General features: G+C 33.6%; 17 protein-coding genes and 1 tRNA gene. 10 read left to right on the top strand and 8 right to left on the bottom strand.

What is annotated here, in order from left to right; genetic code table 11:
- Window positions 1-872 precede the first annotated feature (872 nt).
- Together P178_RS21980 and P178_RS22695 are read left to right on the top strand one after the other, a co-directional pair.
- Window positions 873-1289, top strand: coding sequence for a BfmA/BtgA family mobilization protein (locus P178_RS21980; RefSeq protein WP_027066584.1), 417 nt, complete (start codon window positions 873-875; stop codon window positions 1287-1289).
- Window positions 1289-1972, top strand: coding sequence for a hypothetical protein (locus P178_RS22695; RefSeq protein ID WP_051638294.1), 684 nt, complete (start codon window positions 1289-1291; stop codon window positions 1970-1972). The genes P178_RS21980 and P178_RS22695 overlap by 1 nt, the downstream gene beginning before the upstream one ends.
- 4 nt (window positions 1973-1976) lie before the next feature.
- On the opposite strand, the gene P178_RS0112760 is transcribed toward P178_RS22695, so the two are convergent.
- Entirely contained in the window at window positions 1977-3188 is a 1212-nt protein-coding gene (locus P178_RS0112760) for a site-specific integrase (protein WP_027066583.1), read from the bottom strand.
- Window positions 3189-3426: 238 nt separating this feature from the next.
- A tRNA-Ser gene (locus P178_RS0112755) sits at window positions 3427-3511 on the bottom strand.
- 158 nt (window positions 3512-3669) lie between these two features.
- Between P178_RS0112755 and P178_RS0112750 the strand changes: the two genes are divergently transcribed.
- The 5 genes from P178_RS0112750 (at window position 3670) to P178_RS0112730 (ending at window position 8981) form a co-directional block, all read left to right on the top strand.
- Entirely contained in the window at window positions 3670-4677 is a 1008-nt protein-coding gene (locus P178_RS0112750) for a glycosyltransferase (protein ID WP_027066582.1), read from the top strand.
- A 106-nt stretch (window positions 4678-4783) separates the two neighbouring features.
- Complete coding sequence (locus P178_RS0112745; protein WP_027066581.1) at window positions 4784-6700, top strand: BatA domain-containing protein; 1917 nt, start codon at window positions 4784-4786, stop codon at window positions 6698-6700.
- A gap of 26 nt (window positions 6701-6726) precedes the next feature.
- Window positions 6727-7986 carry a dihydroorotase gene (locus tag P178_RS0112740; RefSeq protein WP_027066580.1) on the top strand — a complete coding sequence of 420 codons (1260 nt, stop codon included), beginning with the start codon at window positions 6727-6729 and terminating at the stop codon, window positions 7984-7986.
- Between the two features lie 2 nt (window positions 7987-7988).
- Window positions 7989-8318, top strand: a complete 330-nt coding sequence (locus P178_RS0112735; protein WP_027066579.1) for a hypothetical protein — start codon at window positions 7989-7991, stop codon at window positions 8316-8318.
- Window positions 8319-8321: 3 nt separating this feature from the next.
- Window positions 8322-8981, top strand: coding sequence for an alpha/beta hydrolase (locus P178_RS0112730; protein ID WP_027066578.1), 660 nt, complete (start codon window positions 8322-8324; stop codon window positions 8979-8981).
- Here the strand turns inward: P178_RS0112730 and P178_RS0112725 are convergent.
- Window positions 8978-9493: an anthranilate synthase component I gene (locus P178_RS0112725; protein WP_027066577.1), complete on the bottom strand. Its 516-nt coding sequence runs from the start codon at window positions 9491-9493 to the stop codon at window positions 8978-8980. The two genes, P178_RS0112730 and P178_RS0112725, sit on opposite strands and share 4 nt — an antisense overlap.
- A 2-nt stretch (window positions 9494-9495) precedes the next feature.
- On the bottom strand, window positions 9496-10272 hold the full coding sequence (locus P178_RS0112720) for an MBL fold metallo-hydrolase (RefSeq protein WP_027066576.1): 777 nt from the start codon (window positions 10270-10272) through the stop codon (window positions 9496-9498).
- Window positions 10273-10442: 170 nt separating this feature from the next.
- On the opposite strand from P178_RS0112720, the gene P178_RS0112715 reads away from it, so the two are divergent.
- Window positions 10443-11897 carry a nicotinate-nucleotide adenylyltransferase gene (locus tag P178_RS0112715; protein WP_027066575.1) on the top strand — a complete coding sequence of 485 codons (1455 nt, stop codon included), beginning with the start codon at window positions 10443-10445 and terminating at the stop codon, window positions 11895-11897.
- A 77-nt stretch (window positions 11898-11974) separates the two neighbouring features.
- Here P178_RS0112715 and bcp read toward each other — a convergent pair whose 3' ends face one another.
- Window positions 11975-12427 (bottom strand): thioredoxin-dependent thiol peroxidase, encoded by a 453-nt coding sequence (gene bcp / locus P178_RS0112710; protein ID WP_027066574.1) that lies wholly within the window; start codon window positions 12425-12427, stop codon window positions 11975-11977.
- A 55-nt stretch (window positions 12428-12482) separates the two neighbouring features.
- Between bcp and P178_RS0112705 the strand changes: the two genes are divergently transcribed.
- On the top strand, window positions 12483-13145 hold the full coding sequence (locus P178_RS0112705; RefSeq protein WP_027066573.1) for an endonuclease III domain-containing protein: 663 nt from the start codon (window positions 12483-12485) through the stop codon (window positions 13143-13145).
- 231 nt (window positions 13146-13376) lie between these two features.
- Here P178_RS0112705 and P178_RS0112695 read toward each other — a convergent pair whose 3' ends face one another.
- The 3 genes from P178_RS0112695 to P178_RS0112685 form a co-directional block, all read right to left on the bottom strand.
- The gene (locus tag P178_RS0112695) at window positions 13377-13958 is read right to left on the bottom strand and encodes an RNA polymerase sigma factor (RefSeq protein WP_027066572.1); all 582 of its coding nucleotides are present in this window, start codon (window positions 13956-13958) and stop codon (window positions 13377-13379) included.
- A gap of 410 nt (window positions 13959-14368) precedes the next feature.
- On the bottom strand, window positions 14369-14512 hold the full coding sequence (locus P178_RS23455) for a hypothetical protein (protein ID WP_177214965.1): 144 nt from the start codon (window positions 14510-14512) through the stop codon (window positions 14369-14371).
- Between the two features lie 74 nt (window positions 14513-14586).
- A complete protein-coding gene (locus P178_RS0112685) occupies window positions 14587-15168 on the bottom strand; it encodes an RNA polymerase sigma factor (protein ID WP_027066571.1) in 582 nt (193 codons plus the stop codon).
- A gap of 242 nt (window positions 15169-15410) precedes the next feature.
- On the opposite strand from P178_RS0112685, the gene uvrA reads away from it, so the two are divergent.
- Entirely contained in the window at window positions 15411-18191 is a 2781-nt protein-coding gene (gene uvrA / locus P178_RS0112680) for an excinuclease ABC subunit UvrA (protein ID WP_027066570.1), read from the top strand.
- Window positions 18192-18227: the final 36 nt, after the last annotated feature.

Genomic DNA, 18227 nt, shown 5'->3' with positions numbered 1-18227 from the left:
GATAATTGACAAATAGGATCACTCAGCACATTCCCTTTCATTTTGCGAAAAGCTCCATTGCAGGAGAAAGCGCTTCACTACAAAAGGTCTTGAACACAATCCTGAATTTTGACTTTCTATTACGCCTGCCAGTCAATTTTCTTCTTTCCGTTGTGCTGGAAAGAGACACTACTTTCCCGAGCTAAAATTCAGGATTACGTTCGCCAGAACAAATACCACGTTGACACTTTCCTGCACAAAGAATTAAAATTTGAGTTGGGACGAACTGCATAATCATTCGCACGCTCACTTTTATAAGTTCTTACCCAATCTAATTTTAGGTAGGGTTACAGAAAAGGTAACGGCGATGGCGCTATGGGAAGTAACTGATTAAAACTGGAATGAATGGTAATCCGTATTATTTTGCTATAAAAAATAGCGGTAACTAACTGGAAATATAGCATTCCATATCAAAAGAAAAGGAATACGCTCAAGATATAATAAGTAGCTGATCTTAAAGGAAAATGAATGTCAAAATAAAGCAATAGAAACCATGCAAAATGAATTCGAAAAGTATCGCAAATATCTAATTGTCAATCAATTAAAATTGAATAACTTCTGTTTATTACTAAAAAATATTGATATTCCAAGCGTATAAAATAGCTTTTCAAAAGTAGTTGGAAAGTATGAAGATCCTGAAATGAAATGAAGGAATCGAATAGCAAGAGGGTAACACGCTAAAGCTATGTTTCGTTTATTCGATTTTGCCATAAACCTAACGTTTATATGGGTTAACAGGGTTTATTCAATATTTTGAATCTATGGATTATCGCTGCTTTTTAGTAAAAACAATCGTTAACCGCCGTGAATAGGCATCAATTTTACTAAAAACTATGGATAAGGGATATGAAAAAGAAGAATTTGAAACACTAAAGATTAAAAGTTCAGTAGCCGGTCATTTTAGAAAATTTAGTAAAATGTTATCAAGGTCCCAGTCGATGACATTACTCCTGATGATGGACTTTTTTGAAGAAAATGGAATTTCACCGACAGAGAATTTAGGACCACGGATGGAGACCTTGGAAAACAGGATTTCTTTGCTGATAAAGAAACGCATGAACGGAATGATCGCGATACTGAAGGATATCGAAAAATCCCAGACCAAACCTACGGCGGCAATGCTGTATGCCCTCTTTGAACAAACCGAACCGGTCAAAAAGCCAATGATGGTAGAGAAAAAGTACTTCAAAGAAAAAAAGCAGGTACGGTACCAAGAAAGAAATAACGATAACAAAATCACGGGAATGTGATGGAAAAAGTGAACTACATCGCTCACCTGAATGCCGTCTTCGAAAAATTAAACGAGGACGATAGGGTCAAACAAGGGCACATTACCTTGTACCTGGCGTTCTTCCAGAAATGGAACAGGGAGTACTTTAAAAAGACCTTGACCATAAATAGGACAGCCATAATGAAAAGGGCAAAGTTCAAATCAAAAACGACTTACCACAATTATCTGAAGGATTTGAACGACTGGGGATATCTAGTTTACTTTCCCTCCTTTCATCCGGCAAGGGGCTCAAGAGTAAGGCTTCCCATTTTCGGGACAAGTAGTGGTACAACCTCTGGGACACTTCCACGTCAAAATTTGGCCAGCAGCGTACCGGAACCTGGCCAAAATCTGGTACCTTCTTTTAAACATAAAACAAAAGAAAACTTAAATAAACTGGAAAGACCAAAAAATGGCCGGGCTGTTTTAATTTTTTTTAGAGAGAATAATTGGCAGGAAACGGAAGGTAGAAAATTCTATGCCTACTATGAATCAAAAAATTGGAAACTACGAGGAGGTCTAAACATCAAAAACTGGAAAGCGCAAGCTAAAAAGTTTGTAGAGAAGGGTATTGAAGGTAAACAAGAATTGACCACGCCAATTTCTGGCTATCTAAAAAAACTTCAGAGTAGGGTTGAAAGAAATTTTGAAGACCCACTTTAAAGATTTACATAAACTTATTTCTTAAAACTGCCATGTCTTTTCCTACTTTCATATCCAAAATCTTGGCGTAATGTTGCGTGGTTCGCAAATTCGTATGACCGAGCATTTTACTAACGGATTCTATAGGAACCCCATTTGTAAGCGTCACCGTTGTTGCAAAGGTGTGCCTGGCTAAGTGGAAAGTCAAGTTCTTCACAATACCACAGCAATCTGCAATTTCTTTAATATACGAATTCATTTTTTGATTGCTCAGTACGGGCAGAACCAAATCTTTTTCTTTCAAAAGCTCATCATCTTCGTATTTTTCAATGATAGCCAGGGCAATGGGTAAGATAGGAATATTACTTCTAGTATCGGTTTTGGTCCGTCTGGTTTTAATCCATTTCTCGCCGTCTGAACCTATTACGATATCGGCATTGGTCAGTTTCTTAACATCTGCATAGGCTAGGCCTGTGAAACAACAAAAGACAAAGATGTCTCGTACTTGATCTAAGCGTTTTATCTTAAATTTTAAATCGATAATACGTTGAATCTCCCCTTCGGTTAAAAATTCACGCTCAACAATTTTCAGCTTTCCCTTCCAATTTACAAAAGGGTCTTTATCGATCCAATCATTCGCATAAGCTATGCGAATGATTTTTTTAAAATTGGTAATATATTTAATTGCGGAGTTATGCGCACACTTACGGGTCATTTTAAGGTAGTATTCGAAGCCTGTAATGAACTTGTGGTCCACATCTTGGACCGGAATATCATTTTTCTTGTACTTCTTCCTAATATATTCCGTGACGTGTTTTTTACAGGTGCGATAGCGTTCCGCTGTACCAGGGGAGAAACCCTTGCCTATAAGACTTTCGACTTCATCATTATGTTCCTGGAATATTTCTAGGAGCATTTTTTTTATTTTGTCCTTGCCCAATAGTACATCGCGCATATCAGAAGCGGAATAAGAAGCTTTGTCCTGTTCAAAATTCCTCTGAATCGAATAAATTCTATTTTTTATATCGCTTAAATGTCTATTGATTTCTTGAGCATCAGCAGAGTTTCCCATCACTAGTTGGGTTCGAGAGTTCCACAAGTCAAGGTGGACTTTTCGGTGGACGCTAAATTCTGACCGACGGCTGTCAAGTGTTATTCTCAGGAAAATCGTAGTCTTACCTGCAGAATTTACTTTACTTTTTTTGATGAAAAATAGAAGGGAAAGTGGACGTGACATAATTTTGAGCTTAAATTTGCTTTAATTTAATCAAAAAATCACAATTAATAATTATTGTAAGAAACTTATTATCAGTTATTTATGAATATCTGGTGGACCTTTTTGGATTTACTCAACCTCCACCGAATTAGCCCCTTTTAGAATGATATTATTTGATATTAAATGAAATCAATAAAAATGAAAAACCCTGTAAATCAACGATTTACAGGGTTTTTGGTGCCTTTTAAAGGACTTTTCGCGGAGAAAGAGGGATTCGAACCCCCGGAGGTGTGACCCTCAACAGTTTTCAAGACTGCCGCATTCGACCACTCTGCCATTTCTCCTGAGTGCCTCATCAGGTATTCCCTGAATGCGGGGGCAAATATATAAAGGATTTCTTATCTAATAAAGCCTTTTCTTATTTATTTTTAAACTCTTTATTTCTGTCGAATAAAGAATCATTTGAAAAGATTGAATTTCAGTTATTTATTACCTTTCCGCCATGGTAAATTCGTTAGTAAGCATACTAATCCCTTTTAAAGATGTTGAAGATTATTTGGAAGAATGTCTCAATTCTATTCAAAACCAGACCTATAAAAATTGGGAAGTGATTGCCGTTAACGATGGTTCTGTAGACAATAGCCTGGCAATTGCCACTAAATTTGCAACTTTAGACAAACGTTTTAAAGTCTTATCTAATGATGAGTCTGGTATTATAACCGCACTTAGAAAAGCTTATAAACATTGTAAAGGTGAATACATATCCCGAATGGATGCCGATGACCATATGACTCCAGACAGAATACAAATAATGGTACATTCTTTAATAGATAATGGAAAAGGTAGTCTTGCCGTTGGAAAAGTTAAGTATTTTTCAAAACATGGCGTTAACGATGGTTATGACAGATATGAAAAATGGCTAAACAAATTAACGGAAACTGGCACAAACTTTCAAGAAATATATAAAGAATGTGTTATACCATCTCCATGTTGGATGGTTCATAAATCTGATTTTGATAACTGTGGCGCGTTTACCCCAGATAGATACCCAGAAGATTACGATCTTGCATTTCGCTTTTACGAAAAGGAACTAACATGTATACCTTGCACCTCTACCCTACACTATTGGCGAGATTATGATAACCGAACCTCAAGAACAAGTGAGCACTACGCTCAAAATTATTTTCTGGATATAAAATTACACTACTTCCTAAAATTAGAATACCAATCCACTAACGAAATTGTAGTTTGGGGTGCAGGTAAAAAAGGCAAAAAAATAGCCAATACTTTAGTCCAAAAAAAGATTCCTTTTCATTGGGTTTGTGACAATCCCAAAAAAATAGGAAAAGACATTTATGGAGTACAGTTAAAACACTTCTCGATATTGAAAGATATTAAGAATTCAAAAACAATAATTACCGTGGCCAATGAAGAAGAACAGTTAAGTATTCACTCATTTTTTACAGAATTAAATAACACTTCAGCTAAAGATTATTTCTTTTTCTGCTAGCGATTATCTTAGTTTTAAAACGCTTTAAAAATCAAATAAATAATAGTTCAATTCTCGTAAGCTTCTAAATTCAAAATAATTATCTTTGCCCTAATCACAACAAGGAATGCAATTTAAATATCCAGAACTACTTTGGGGTCTTTTACTACTACTCATTCCTATATTAATTCACCTTTTTCAATTACGTCGATTTAAGAAAACGCCTTTTACAAATGTAAAGTTCTTAAAACAAGTTGTTTCAGAGTCAAGAAAAAGTAGCTCCCTAAAAAAGTGGCTATTACTATTTACTAGAATGGGTTTGTTAGCTGCGCTGGTTTTTACTTTTGCACAACCGTTTATAGCAAATGATACCGCACTTCAAGAAAAAGAAACTGTTTTTTATTTAGACGATTCTTTTAGTATGAACGGGCAAATTGAAAATGTAAATCTTTTCAAAAACACCATTCAAGATTTCATCAAATACATACCTAATGAGCAAAGGTTTACTTTGTTTACTAATAAACAAGTGTATAAAGATGTTGAAGTAAAAGACATTCAAAACGAATTACTGAATCTTTCTGTAGCCGCAGAGCAATTAGCAATTGCTGAAATTGTTTTAAAAGCTAATACATACTTTTCAGATAATGCAGCATCACAAAAAAACTTGGTGATCATATCTGATTTTCAGCAACGTATGGGTAATCCAGCAGCTATCGACTCCACCAAATACATTAATATTAGTTTTATAAAACCATCAAACACCATACTGCTCAATACCGCTATTGATTCTGTTTTCATTGCAGAACGAAATAATGAAAATATAGAACTTGTGGCGTTATTGTCAACAAATTCTGAAGAAGAAACCATACCGGTTTCTTTATTCAACAATGATAAACTTATAGCAAAAACAGCAGCAAAGTTTGATGTCACTAAAAATTCTGAAGTTCGCTTTACCATAAATACGAACGAGGTTATTTTAGGGAAAGTAGCGATTAGCGATACAGGGTTGGACTATGACAACCAATTCTATTTTAACATTGATGAGAAATCAAAAATCAAAATTTTGGTCATCGGTAATTCATCATCAGATTTTTTAAAACGTATTTATACCGAAGACGAATTTGATTTCTCTACAAGCACCTTAGCGCAATTAAACTACAGTACTATTGAGAATCAAGACTTAGTAATTCTTAACGAGGTTCAAAAACTTCCTGCTTCTTTAATAACAGCTATTAAAACTTTGAGCAACAATGGTGGCAGTTTTGTTTTAATCCCATCTACTGATGGTGAAATTGAATCCTATAACGAATTGGCTTCATCATTCTATAGTAGCCAATATGTAAACGAAGTCTCTCAAAAAATGTCAATTGCTACTGTAAAAACTGAGCATCCATTATTTGTAAATGTATTTGACAAGAAGGTCACAGATTTTCAATTCCCATCGGTAAACCAACGTTTTAAATTTAAAACTAAAGCGCCAATAGCTTTAGAATTTCAAAATAAAGAACCTTTCTTGTTAGGCGGTAAAAATGCTTTCTTTTTTGCCGCTGCAATCAATAATGATAATTCTAATTTTAAGAATTCACCACTCATAGTTCCTGCTTTTTATAATATGGGAATGAATAGTTTAAAACTTCCCCCATTGTATGTTACAATTGGAAGTGATGTAGAAATTGAGCTACCGGTTACCTTGCAGCAAGATGATATTATAAAAATAGCAGACAAGGAAAATGAATTTATACCACAACAACGAGTTCTTCCTAAAAAAGTACAGATAAATTTTACTGAAAACCCCAAATCAGCTGGTATTTACAGAGTGAAGCATAATGAGCAAACTTTAAGACACATTAGTTTTAATAATAATAGAAAGGAGAGCGAATTACTTTATGCTCAACTTCCAGAAAACAACAATCAAACGTCATTATCAGATTTCTTTTTAGAAAGTCAAAAAAACAATGCTATAAACGAGTTTTGGAAATGGTTTGCTATTTTAGCATTCGCATTTGTTTTAATTGAGACGGCACTTCAAAGATTCTTAAAATAAGCTAATAACGAACCACCCGTAAACCTATGAACACACTCTTAAAATCAGTAACTATAGTAAATGGGAATACAAAAAACCTTCATTTAAAAAAGAGGGATATTCTTATTAAAAACGGAGTTATAGATGCTATTGAAACAAACATTGAGCCTACAGGTAAAACAAAAGTAATAGACATAAAAAATCTACATGTTTCAATTGGTTGGTTTGATAGTGGTGTTAGTTTTGGAGAACCGGGCTATGAAGAAAGAGAAACTATAGAAAACGGATTGCTAACAGCTGCGAAAAGCGGATTTACAGATATTATTTTAAATACCAGTAGCCACCCAACTCCAGACTCATCTTCAGATATAGTTTACTTAAAAAATGCTGCAAAAGAACAACTAACAAATTTACACCCACTTGGAAACCTTACTGTAAAAGGCGAAGGAGAAATACTTGCCGAGTTGTACGACATGCAAAATGCCGGAGCTAAAGGTTTTTATGACTTTAAGTACCCAATGTCTAATGCCAATCTTTTGAAAATAGCCTTACAGTACGCTCAAAATTTTGGAGGATTAATATTTTCTTTTCCGTTGGATAAAAGTATATCTGGTAAAGGAATTGTGAATGAAGGCATTACAAGTACTAAACTAGGTTTAAAAGGAATACCAGCCCTAGCTGAAGAATTACAGGTTGCAAGAGATTTATTCATCTTAGAATATACAGGTGGCAAACTTTTTATACCCACAATTTCTACTGCAAACTCTGTGAAGCTAATTGCAGATGCCAAGAAAAAAGGGCTACAAGTTTTTTGCAGTGTAGCAGCACATAATCTTTTAATTACAGATGATGCGCTAGAAGATTTTGATACACAATATAAAGTAATGCCGCCATTAAGGACTGCAGCGGATTTAAAGGCTTTGCAAAAAGGGGTTAAGAATGGTACTATAGACTTAGTAACGTCTGACCACACCCCTTTAAATGTTGAACTAAAACATGTTGAATTTGACAATGCCGATTTTGGTTCAATAGGTTTAGAAAGCATATTCGGAATTCTTAATAATCTATTAGGATTTGAAGAATCCGTTTTATTACTGACCAAAGGAAGGTCCATTTTTGGTATGGAAGAAATAAATTTAGAGGTTGGTCAAGAAGCTAATCTTACTCTTTTTACTACAGAGGAATCTTTCGAATTCTCAGAACAACATATTATTAGCACCAGCAAAAATGCCATTGCAATAGGTGAAAAAATGAAAGGAAAAGTAGTTGGAACTATTGCAAACAATCAATTAGTATTAAATAATTAACAATGGAGAAATCTCCCGACATACCAGGAAAAACTACGGCTATCATAGCCTATTTGACCATTATTGGTGCAATTATAGCGCTTTCAATGAACAATGAGCCACAGTATCGTTTTGCAAGAATACACACACGCCAAGCTTTTGGTCTACACTTGATGTTTCATGGCTTTGCTTTATTTTCAAGTGTTTGGTTCAATCAATACGCCCTTTATGGGTTATACCTTTGTTACATAGTATTATGGATATATGGTTTTATTGGCGCCTTAAGCAACAAAGAACAAATAGTACCAATAGTAGGTCCATCTTTTCAAAAATGGTTCACTTTTATTAAATAAACAATGACAACAGCTCCCCTATCTTTAGAACACATTATTAGACCTTCTAGCCTAACCGATAAAAAACCACCAGTACTTTTTATGCTGCATGGTTACGGTAGTAATGAAGAAGATCTTTTTTCTTTTGCTCCAGAATTACCAGAAGAATTATGCATTATAGCGGTACGCGCACCTTATATATTGCAACCTTACGGTTATGCATGGTATGCAATTAACTTTGATGATGAAAAAGGCAAATGGAGTGATGATGAGCAAGCCATTGAATCTCGTGATAAAATCAAAAATTTTATTGGTGAAGCATGCTCCACATATGGCTTGGATGAAAGTAACGTAAACCTTTTAGGTTTTAGCCAAGGCACAATTCTTAGTTATGCAGTTGCATTATCTTATCCTGACAAAGTAAAGAATGTAATTGCGCTAAGTGGATATATCAATGAAAAAATACTGGTAGATTCATATGAGGAAAACAATTTCGACAGCCTAAATTTCTATTGTTCGCATGGTGATATGGACCAGGTGATACCGGTAGATTGGGCTAGAAAAGCACCAGAGCTTTTAAAGAATTTGGGTGTAAAACATGTCTATGAAGAATTTCCTGCAGGACATGGAGTTGCTCCGCAGAATTTCTATTCACTTAAAAAATGGATTTCAGATAAAATCTAATTACTACGCGTATACAATAGGTGGTCTATTAAGGTAAAATCTACCCCTAGATCATCTTTTACTTCGTATTTTATTAATAATTCTCCCCAATATTTTCCGTCAGAGAAATCGGTTAAAATCCATTTATGGTTTAGAACTTTAATTTTATTGATTTTAAAATCATTCTGCATTCCCTCATAAGGTACTAACGGGTTACCCCCCTTTTGAGCATTGGTCTCCAATAATTTATCCGCAACATAAGCCGCAGGGTTTTGTAAGTTCAATTCCTCAAAATAAGCAAGGGCATCATCATTATTTTCCAAAGAGAAATATTGCATATCCAGAACCTTTAGAGAAGATTTTTGGACTGAATCTTTTAATTCTTCTACCTGATTTTCTAATCTTTTAATTTTTTCTGTTTTAGCTTCAGCTTTTTGAGAATAAGCTTTAGCCATATTACTACTACTAACCATTAAATACAGGCATATTAAGGATACAAATAAAAATAGGTAAAGAAATATTTTACTCTTCATAATTAAATGGTGATTGTTAAATTATCGTATGCCAAATGTACATTATTCGGCAGCATAATTTCTACTTCGTCATGAAAACCAAGTAAATGACTAATATGGGTAAAATATGCTTTTTCTGGATTTACTTCTTTTATAAAGGCAAGAGCCTCGTCTAAATTGAAATGAGAGATATGTGGTTCTATTCGTAATGCATTTACTACTACAACTTTAGAGCCCTTAATTTTTTTTAATTCTATTGGATCTATAGATTTTACATCAGTTAAATATGTAAAGTCCCCCACCCTGTAACCAAATACCTGTAGTTTATTATGCAAGACATTAATTGGAGTAACTATTTCATTACCAATAAGAAAGGGTTCATTATTCTCAACAAAATTTATATCAACTGATGGAGCTCCGGGATATCTATTTTTCTCCTCAAAAATATAATCAAATCGTTTTATTAAAGACTTTACAACCCTTTTATGGGCATAAATTGGAATATTACCTTGTCTAAAGAAAAAGGGGCGAATATCATCTAAACCAGCAGTATGATCTGAATGTTCATGTGTATATAAAATGCCGTCGAGGTGTTTTACATTGTGCCTAAGCATTTGCTGACGAAAATCTGGTCCGCAATCAATAACATAGTTAAATTCTTTCCAAGAAAGTAAAACTGATACCCTAAGCCTTTTGTCTTTTGGGTTATCGCTTAAACATACCGGGTGTGTGCTTCCAATAATTGGAATACCTTGAGAAGTTCCCGTTCCTAAAAAAGTGACACGTAAATTATTAATCATGTGTTACAAATTTAATTCCTTTTTAATAAAATAGGTGGCTGAAAATTATAAGATCACTCTAATTAAAAGGGAATAAAAACAATAACCGAAACTTATGCCATTTTTTTGCCGCTATTGCCCTTTGTAACAACCATTCTTTATAACTTTGTTAAAAGATAAACAGGTAAAAAATGGCATCGGTATTAAAACGAGATAGTGTCTTTGAAAACATTCCCTCTATAAAAGCAAAAACCCTACGTATAAATCTGAACCCAGATATATATGGAACCTTCGCTGAAATTGGCGCCGGTCAAGAAACTGCCCGTCACTTCTTTAGATCTGGTGGTGCATCTGGTACAATTGCTAAAGCAATGAGTGCTTATGACAAAGATTTTAGTGATGCTATTTATGGTGTTGAGACGGATGGGCGATATGTAACCCAAGCGAGACTTAAAACCATGCTTGACTATGAAATGCAATTGATGGAGGAGCGCATTAGTCGCGATAACCACCCAGACAGGTTGTTCTTTTCATATGCAAACACAGTTGCTACCATTGATTTTTCTAAACGTTACAAAGGTCATGGTTGGATCGGCATTAGATATCAATTAGACCCAAAGCAGAAAGATTATGATGAAATAATCCTTCATATTCGTTTTAAGCAAAATGAAGCAAGGTTACAACAAGAAACGCTAGGTATTCTTGGTGTTAACTTAATTTATGGCGCTTTTTACAAGTACCATAAACCTAAGAAAATGTTGAAATATCTGTATGACCATATAGATAAGGATACACTAGAGATTGATATGATCAATTTCTCTGGGCCAAACTTTAAAGAAGTAGATAACCGTTTGATGAGTCTTCAACTTATTAAAAATGACATGACAGATGCTGTTATGTTCGGTCCTGATGGAAATAATCTTTTACCTGCAGCAGTTCTTTATAAAAAGAATATTTTGGCATTACGTGGTAGTTTTAGACCGGTAACCAAAGTAAACTTAGATATGTTTGAAAAATCTTATGATATTTTCATTCGTGATAAAGGCGTTGATCAAAACAACACTATTGTTATTTTTGAAATAACACTATCTAATCTAAAAGCCTCTGGAGAAATAGATGAGCAAGATTTTATGGATAGGGCAGAATTACTTTGTTCATTAGGACATTCTGTAATGATTTCTAAATTTCAAGAGTATTACAAACTAGTAGAGTATTTTAATAATTATACTAAAAATAGAATTGGTCTTACCATGGGTGTAAACAACCTTGTAGACATATTCGATGAAAAATACTATCGTCATTTGAGTGGTGGTATACTTGAAGCTTTTGGTAAGCTTTTCTTTAAAGATTTACAAGTGTATCTATACCCAATGAAAAACCCAGATACCGGTCAAATAATGACTAGTAATAACGTTAAGGTTCACCCACGTATGAAAGAATTGTACAAATTCTTTAAGTACAACGGCAAGGTCATGGACATCATAGATTACGAACCAGATGTTATGCATATTTTCTCTAGAGATGTTCTTAAAAAATTAATGAACAATGATGAAGGATGGGAAAAAATGCTTCCTGAGGGAATTGCTGAAATTATTAAACAAAAGCAATTGTTCACAAGAAAAAACGAAGAGCAAGAGACTGAATAATCTGTTGACCGCTATAGTATAAAACAAAAAAAACGTCCATTTTTAATGGACGTTTTTTATTTACAATTTATTCAATATCAGCCTAATAACTGAGCAGCATGGTCTTTTGTCTTAACCTTATCTATTACTTTAGTTACGATTCCTTCACCATCAACCACAAAAGTTTTTCTATGAATACCATCATATTCGCGACCCATAAATTTCTTTAGTCCCCAAACACCAAATGCATTAACTACTGTATGATCTTCATCTGCTAATAATGGAAATGGAAATTCATATTTCTCTTTAAATTTCGCCTGTCTTTTTTCAGAATCTGCACTAACCCCTAAAAGTTCATAGCCTTCAGATTGTAATTCTTTATAATTATCCCTTAAATTACATGCCTCAGCAGTGCAACCCGGTGTACTTGCCTTAGGATAGAAAAAAACAATAAGTTTTTTTCCTTGATAGTCCTTTAAACTAACTGTATTTCCATCTTGATCTTTAACAGAAAATGGAGGGACTTTATCACCAACTTTTAACGTATTCATAAATGAAGTTTTATAAATTTGTGTTTAAATATTTTCAATCAAAATTAAACAATTAATGACGAAAGCCGAAAAAATAGCTTTTACAATTTCTAAGCTTCAAGAACTATATCCAGAAATTCCTGTGCCTCTGGATCATAAAGATCCATATACTTTATTAATTGCAGTTTTAATGTCAGCACAAAGTACAGATGTTAGGGTTAATAAAATTACTCCCCTTCTATTTGCCAGGGCAGACAACCCTTATGATATGATTAAATTGAGTGTAGATGAAATAAGGGAAATTATTAAGCCCGTTGGGTTATCACCAATGAAAGCAAAAGGAATTCATGGGTTGTCACAAATATTAATAGATAAACATAATGGCGAAGTACCCAAAGAACTTGAATATTTAGAGGAACTTCCTGCCGTAGGTCATAAAACTGCTAGCGTAGTTGTATCACAAGCTTTTGGTATACCGGCATTTCCTGTAGATACCCATATTCATAGATTGTTATATAGATGGGGATTTACAAATGGCAAAAACGTAGTGCAAACAGAAAAGGATGCTAAGAGATTATTCCCAAAAGAAATTTGGAACGATCTTCATTTACAAATAATATGGTATGGTAGAGAATATTCCCCTGCAAGAGGGTGGGATTTAGAGAAAGATATTATCACAAAGACAATTGGAAGAAAAACCGTACTTAATAATTACTATAAAAAGAATAAAGCCCGCTAAAAGCGGGCTTTATTACTAATTCAAAAATGTTTCGAATTCTAAATCTTCGTATTCAAACTCAAATAAAGCTTGTGAATAGCTCAATAAGAAGTTGATTGTCTTCGGACAAACTTTGTTAAATCCGGTCTGTTCTTGGTAATTTGAGTAAATTTTTTCCATACTTCCTACATTGTTACACTAAAATAACGACGCAAATTTGGAAATATTGTTTACTCTGCTCTCTACCCTAAATTAATTCGTAAGAACTATATTGTTTTTTTCAATGATTTTTCTAAGATTAATTAAAGCATAACGCATTCTCCCTAATGCAGTATTTATGCTAACCCCAGTGTTTTCAGAGATTTCTTTGAAACTCATATCTTTATAGATACGCATTAAAAGAACTTCTTTTTGATCATCTGGTAATTCTTCAACCAATTGTCTTAAATCAGTATCTATTTGATTTTTTATTAATTGTTTCTCGGCATTTAACTTATCATCTCCAATTACAGAGAAAATATTAAAGTCATCGCTGCCTTCAAACATTGGCATTCTTTTGTTTCTTCTGAAGTGATCTATTATAAGGTTATGAGAAATTCTCATTACCCATGGTAAAAATTTTCCTTCCTCACTATACTTACCTCTTTTTAAGGTTTTAATTACCTTAATAAAAGTGTCTTGAAAAATATCTTCTGTGATATCCCTATCTAAAACCTTAGAATAGATAAAACTAGTAATACGTTGATTGTGTCTGTTAATTAAAATTTCAAGGGCCCCTTCGTTACCGCTGATATAATCTTTAACTAATTCTGAGTCTTCAATTTGTAGTTTCATACGAGTTACTTTCTTTAATTGGTTAAGATTGGGAAAATCTTTTTAGTTAATTGGTTTGTTTTTTATTTCTGATATAAAACTAGAGAAAAGGGGGGCTGCTAAAAAAAGTATGTTGTCAAACTGCGTATTTATGATGTGAAACATCGAAAAAGTATATTTCCACACAATAAAAAGAATTTCAGATAGTTCCGTTGAAAAATTGTAGGAAAGGATAAAACCACCCAGAATCCGCCAAATGCCCTTAAATATTGACACTACAATAGAATACCTATATATATAATGGTATTAAAAACCATCTTATCCTACAATAAATAAAGTGTAAACAAACTAAAATTAGTAGAACCAATCTCGGTTGAAACGAAAAAACCCTTAGGCAATGCCTAAGGGTTTATATATTGGTAAACATTCTATTAGTTTAAATTACTCTCAAACTGCAATCCTTCTGCTTCTGTGATATTCAAAGATTTAGAATAAGAAAGTAAAAACTGAATTGTTTCAGGTTTTGCTTTTACTAATGTGTTCTTACTTTTATTCTTCGTGTATAATTTTTCCATGTTACTAGTTGTTTAGGTTCATCTAAAGAACGACACATGTATGAAGATAGTAGATCCACTCGACCTGTAACCAATTAATTCGTTAAAACTATACTATTGGCTTCTACAAGCTTTCTTAGGTTAATTAAAGCGTAGCGCATTCTACCTAAAGCAGTATTAATACTCACACCAGTATTATCAGAAATTTCTTTAAAACTCATATCCTTATATATACGCATTTCTAAAACCTCTTGCTGATCTTCTGGTAACTCTTTGATCATACGTAGCAAATCTGAATCTATTTGCTCTTTAATCAATTGTTTTTCAGCATTTAAGCGATCATCACCTAGTAATGAAAATATATTATAGCTTTCTTTACTATTATACATTGGCATTCTATTATGCTTTCTAAAATGATCAATGACCAAATTATGGGCAATACGCATAACCCAAGGTAAAAATTTACCTTCTTCATTATAGGCACCTCTTTTTAAGGTACGTATCACTTTCATAAATGTATCTTGAAAAATATCTTCGGTTAGTTCACGGTCACCTACTTTAGAGTAGATAAAACCTGTTAAACGAGAATTATGACGGTTGATTAGGGCTTCAATCGCTCTTTCGTCTCCTTGAATGTATTGTTTTACTAATTGGGAATCTTCAACTTGTACTACCATAACGTTACTTATAGGGTTAAAATGCAGCCCCAAATTCAATGAATAAGGGTCCAGTGGTTAAATTCTAACTTAAAAAAGTAATGTTGCGTTATAGGCGAATTGAATTTTAATGAGATTCCAAAGATATAAAAAAATAAATAGTCTTATAAAAATGTGAAAGTTTCTTACACAATATTTAGATAAGCTTCATTTTTTAGTTCAGAAAAAAGGCAAAGCGTATCTTTGTAATCATAGATATTTGTATGCCTACATTAGCCGAAGTAAATCCGAAAGAAAACATAATAATTAAGGGTGCAAAACTGCACAATCTTAAAAATATAGATGTCGTTATCCCTAGAAATAAACTCGTAGTAATTACAGGTTTATCTGGTTCTGGTAAATCTAGCTTAGCTTTTGACACACTATATGCAGAAGGTCAAAGACGCTATGTAGAAAGTCTTTCTTCTTACGCAAGACAGTTTTTAGGAAAATTAGACAAACCAAAGGTCGATTATATAAAAGGTATTGCCCCGGCAATTGCCATAGAGCAAAAGGTTAACTCTACCAATCCTAGATCTACAGTTGGTACCACTACCGAGATATATGATTATATAAAATTATTATACGCTCGTATTGGTAAGACCTTCTCTCCTATTTCTGGGAAAGAAGTAAAAAAACATACTGTTACAGATGTAGTAAATCATGTAAAAACATATGATGAGCAGACTAAGCTTTTACTTTTGGCACCTATTACCATACGCGAAGATAGAGATGCATTAAAATCATTAGAACTTTTTTCTAAACAAGGTTATGCTCGAATTAAGTATAAGGGCAAAGTTTTACGTATTGATCAGGTTCCAGAAGATATTGGTAAAAATTTTGACCTGGTTATTGACAGAATAATAACCAAAGACGATGAAGATTTTTATAATCGTTTAGCAAATGCAGTAGATACAGCATTCTTTGAAGGTAAAGGAGAATGTATTATTGAGCAATTAGAAGACGGCAAACAAACTCCTTTCAGTAATAAATTTGAGTTGGACGGCATGTCTTTTCTTGAGCCAAATGTTCACCTTTTTAGTTTTAACAATCCTTATGGTGCTTGCCCTAAGTGTGAGGGCTATGGTGATGTTATAGGTATTGATGAAGATTTAGTAGTACCCAATACAGCGTTATCGGTATACGAGAATGCTATTTTTCCTTGGCGTGGCGAGAGCATGAGTTTTTACCGTGATCAGTTGGTAAACTCTGCTTACAAATATGATTTCCCAATTCATAAACCTTGGTATGAACTTACTGAAGAACAGCAGCAACTAGTATGGGATGGAAATGCCCATTTTATAGGGCTACATAAATTCTTTGGAATGCTAGAAGAGAAAAGCTATAAAATACAGAACAGGGTGATGCTTTCTAGATATAGAGGCAAAACCAAATGTAATGTTTGTAACGGTAAACGTTTACGTCCAGAAACAGATTATATAAAAGTAGGTGGTGCATCAATCTCTTCTTTGGTAGGTTTATCTATAGAAAAACTAATTGTTTTCTTTAATGACCTTAAACTAAATGATAATGACGCTACTATAGCAGCAAGGCTTTTAGTAGAAATAAATACTCGATTAGGATTTTTAGATAAAGTTGGTTTAAACTATTTAACAATTAATCGTAAATCTAACACCTTATCTGGTGGGGAAAGTCAACGAATTAATTTGGCAACATCTTTAGGCAGTAGCTTAGTAGGCTCTATGTACATATTAGATGAACCAAGTATTGGTTTACACCCAAGAGATACAGAAAATCTTATTGAAGTTTTAATATCCTTAAGAAACTTAGGTAATACCGTAATTGTAGTAGAACATGACGAAGATATCATGAAGGCTGCAGATGTAGTTATTGACATAGGTCCTGAAGCTGGTACACATGGTGGTGAGGTAGTTGCTCAAGGAACACTTAAGGAGATATTAAAATCTAATTCTTTAACTGCGCAATACTTAAATGGTAAAATGGAGATTAGGGTTCCAAAAGAGCGTAGAACTTCTAAAAACCATATTACAATAAAAGGTGTTCGCGAGCATAACCTTAAAAATATAAATGTAACCTTTCCTTTAGATATGCTAACGGTGGTTACAGGAGTATCTGGTAGTGGTAAGAGTACCTTGGTTAAAAAGCTCTTATATCCTATTATCTTAAAAGAAACAGGAGGATACGGAGAAAAAGCAGGTCAACACTCCGCTGTAGAAGGAAAATTTAAGCATATAAAACATGTAGAATTTGTTGATCAAAACCCAATTGGTAGATCCTCTCGTTCTAATCCTGTTACGTATATAAAAGCATATGATGATATTAGAAACCTATATGCCAATCAAAAATTAAGCAAAATAAGAAACTATCAAGCCAAGCATTTTTCTTTTAATGTAGATGGTGGGCGTTGCGAGAAATGTAAAGGTGAAGGTGAAATTACTGTAGAAATGCAGTTCATGGCAGATGTACATTTAGAATGTGAAACCTGTGGTGGTAAACGATTTAAAAAGGAAGTACTTGAAGTAACCTTTAATAATGCAAATATTGATGATGTTCTTAATATGACTATTGATGATGCCATTCAGTTTTTTGAAACTGGAGAGCAAACCAAGATAGTTACTAAACTAAAACCGTTACAAGATGTAGGTTTAGGCTATGTAACCTTAGGTCAGTCATCTTCTACCCTATCTGGTGGAGAAGCCCAACGTATTAAATTGGCATCCTTCTTAATTAAAGGAAGCACAAAAGACAAAGCGCTTTTTATTTTTGATGAACCAACTACTGGTTTACATTTTCATGATATTCAAAAATTATTAAAGTCATTTAATGCCCTAATTAAAAAAGGACATTCTATTGTTGTAATAGAACATAATATAGAATTAATAAAATGTGCCGATTATATAATTGACCTGGGACCAGGTGGTGGAGAAAATGGCGGTCAATTATTAGCGGAAGGTACTCCAGAAGAGGTCATAAAAAATAAAAAATCATATACCGCTAGTTACTTAAAAGAGAAACTAATGTAATTTAAACACCCACAAAAAATACACAACCCATTGATT

Source organism: Maribacter sp. Hel_I_7 (genome assembly GCF_000688315.1).
GTDB lineage: Bacteria > Bacteroidota > Bacteroidia > Flavobacteriales > Flavobacteriaceae > Maribacter > Maribacter stanieri.
The sequence above is the reverse complement of the archived record's forward strand: the minus strand, read 5'-3'. Positions and strand labels throughout refer to the sequence as shown.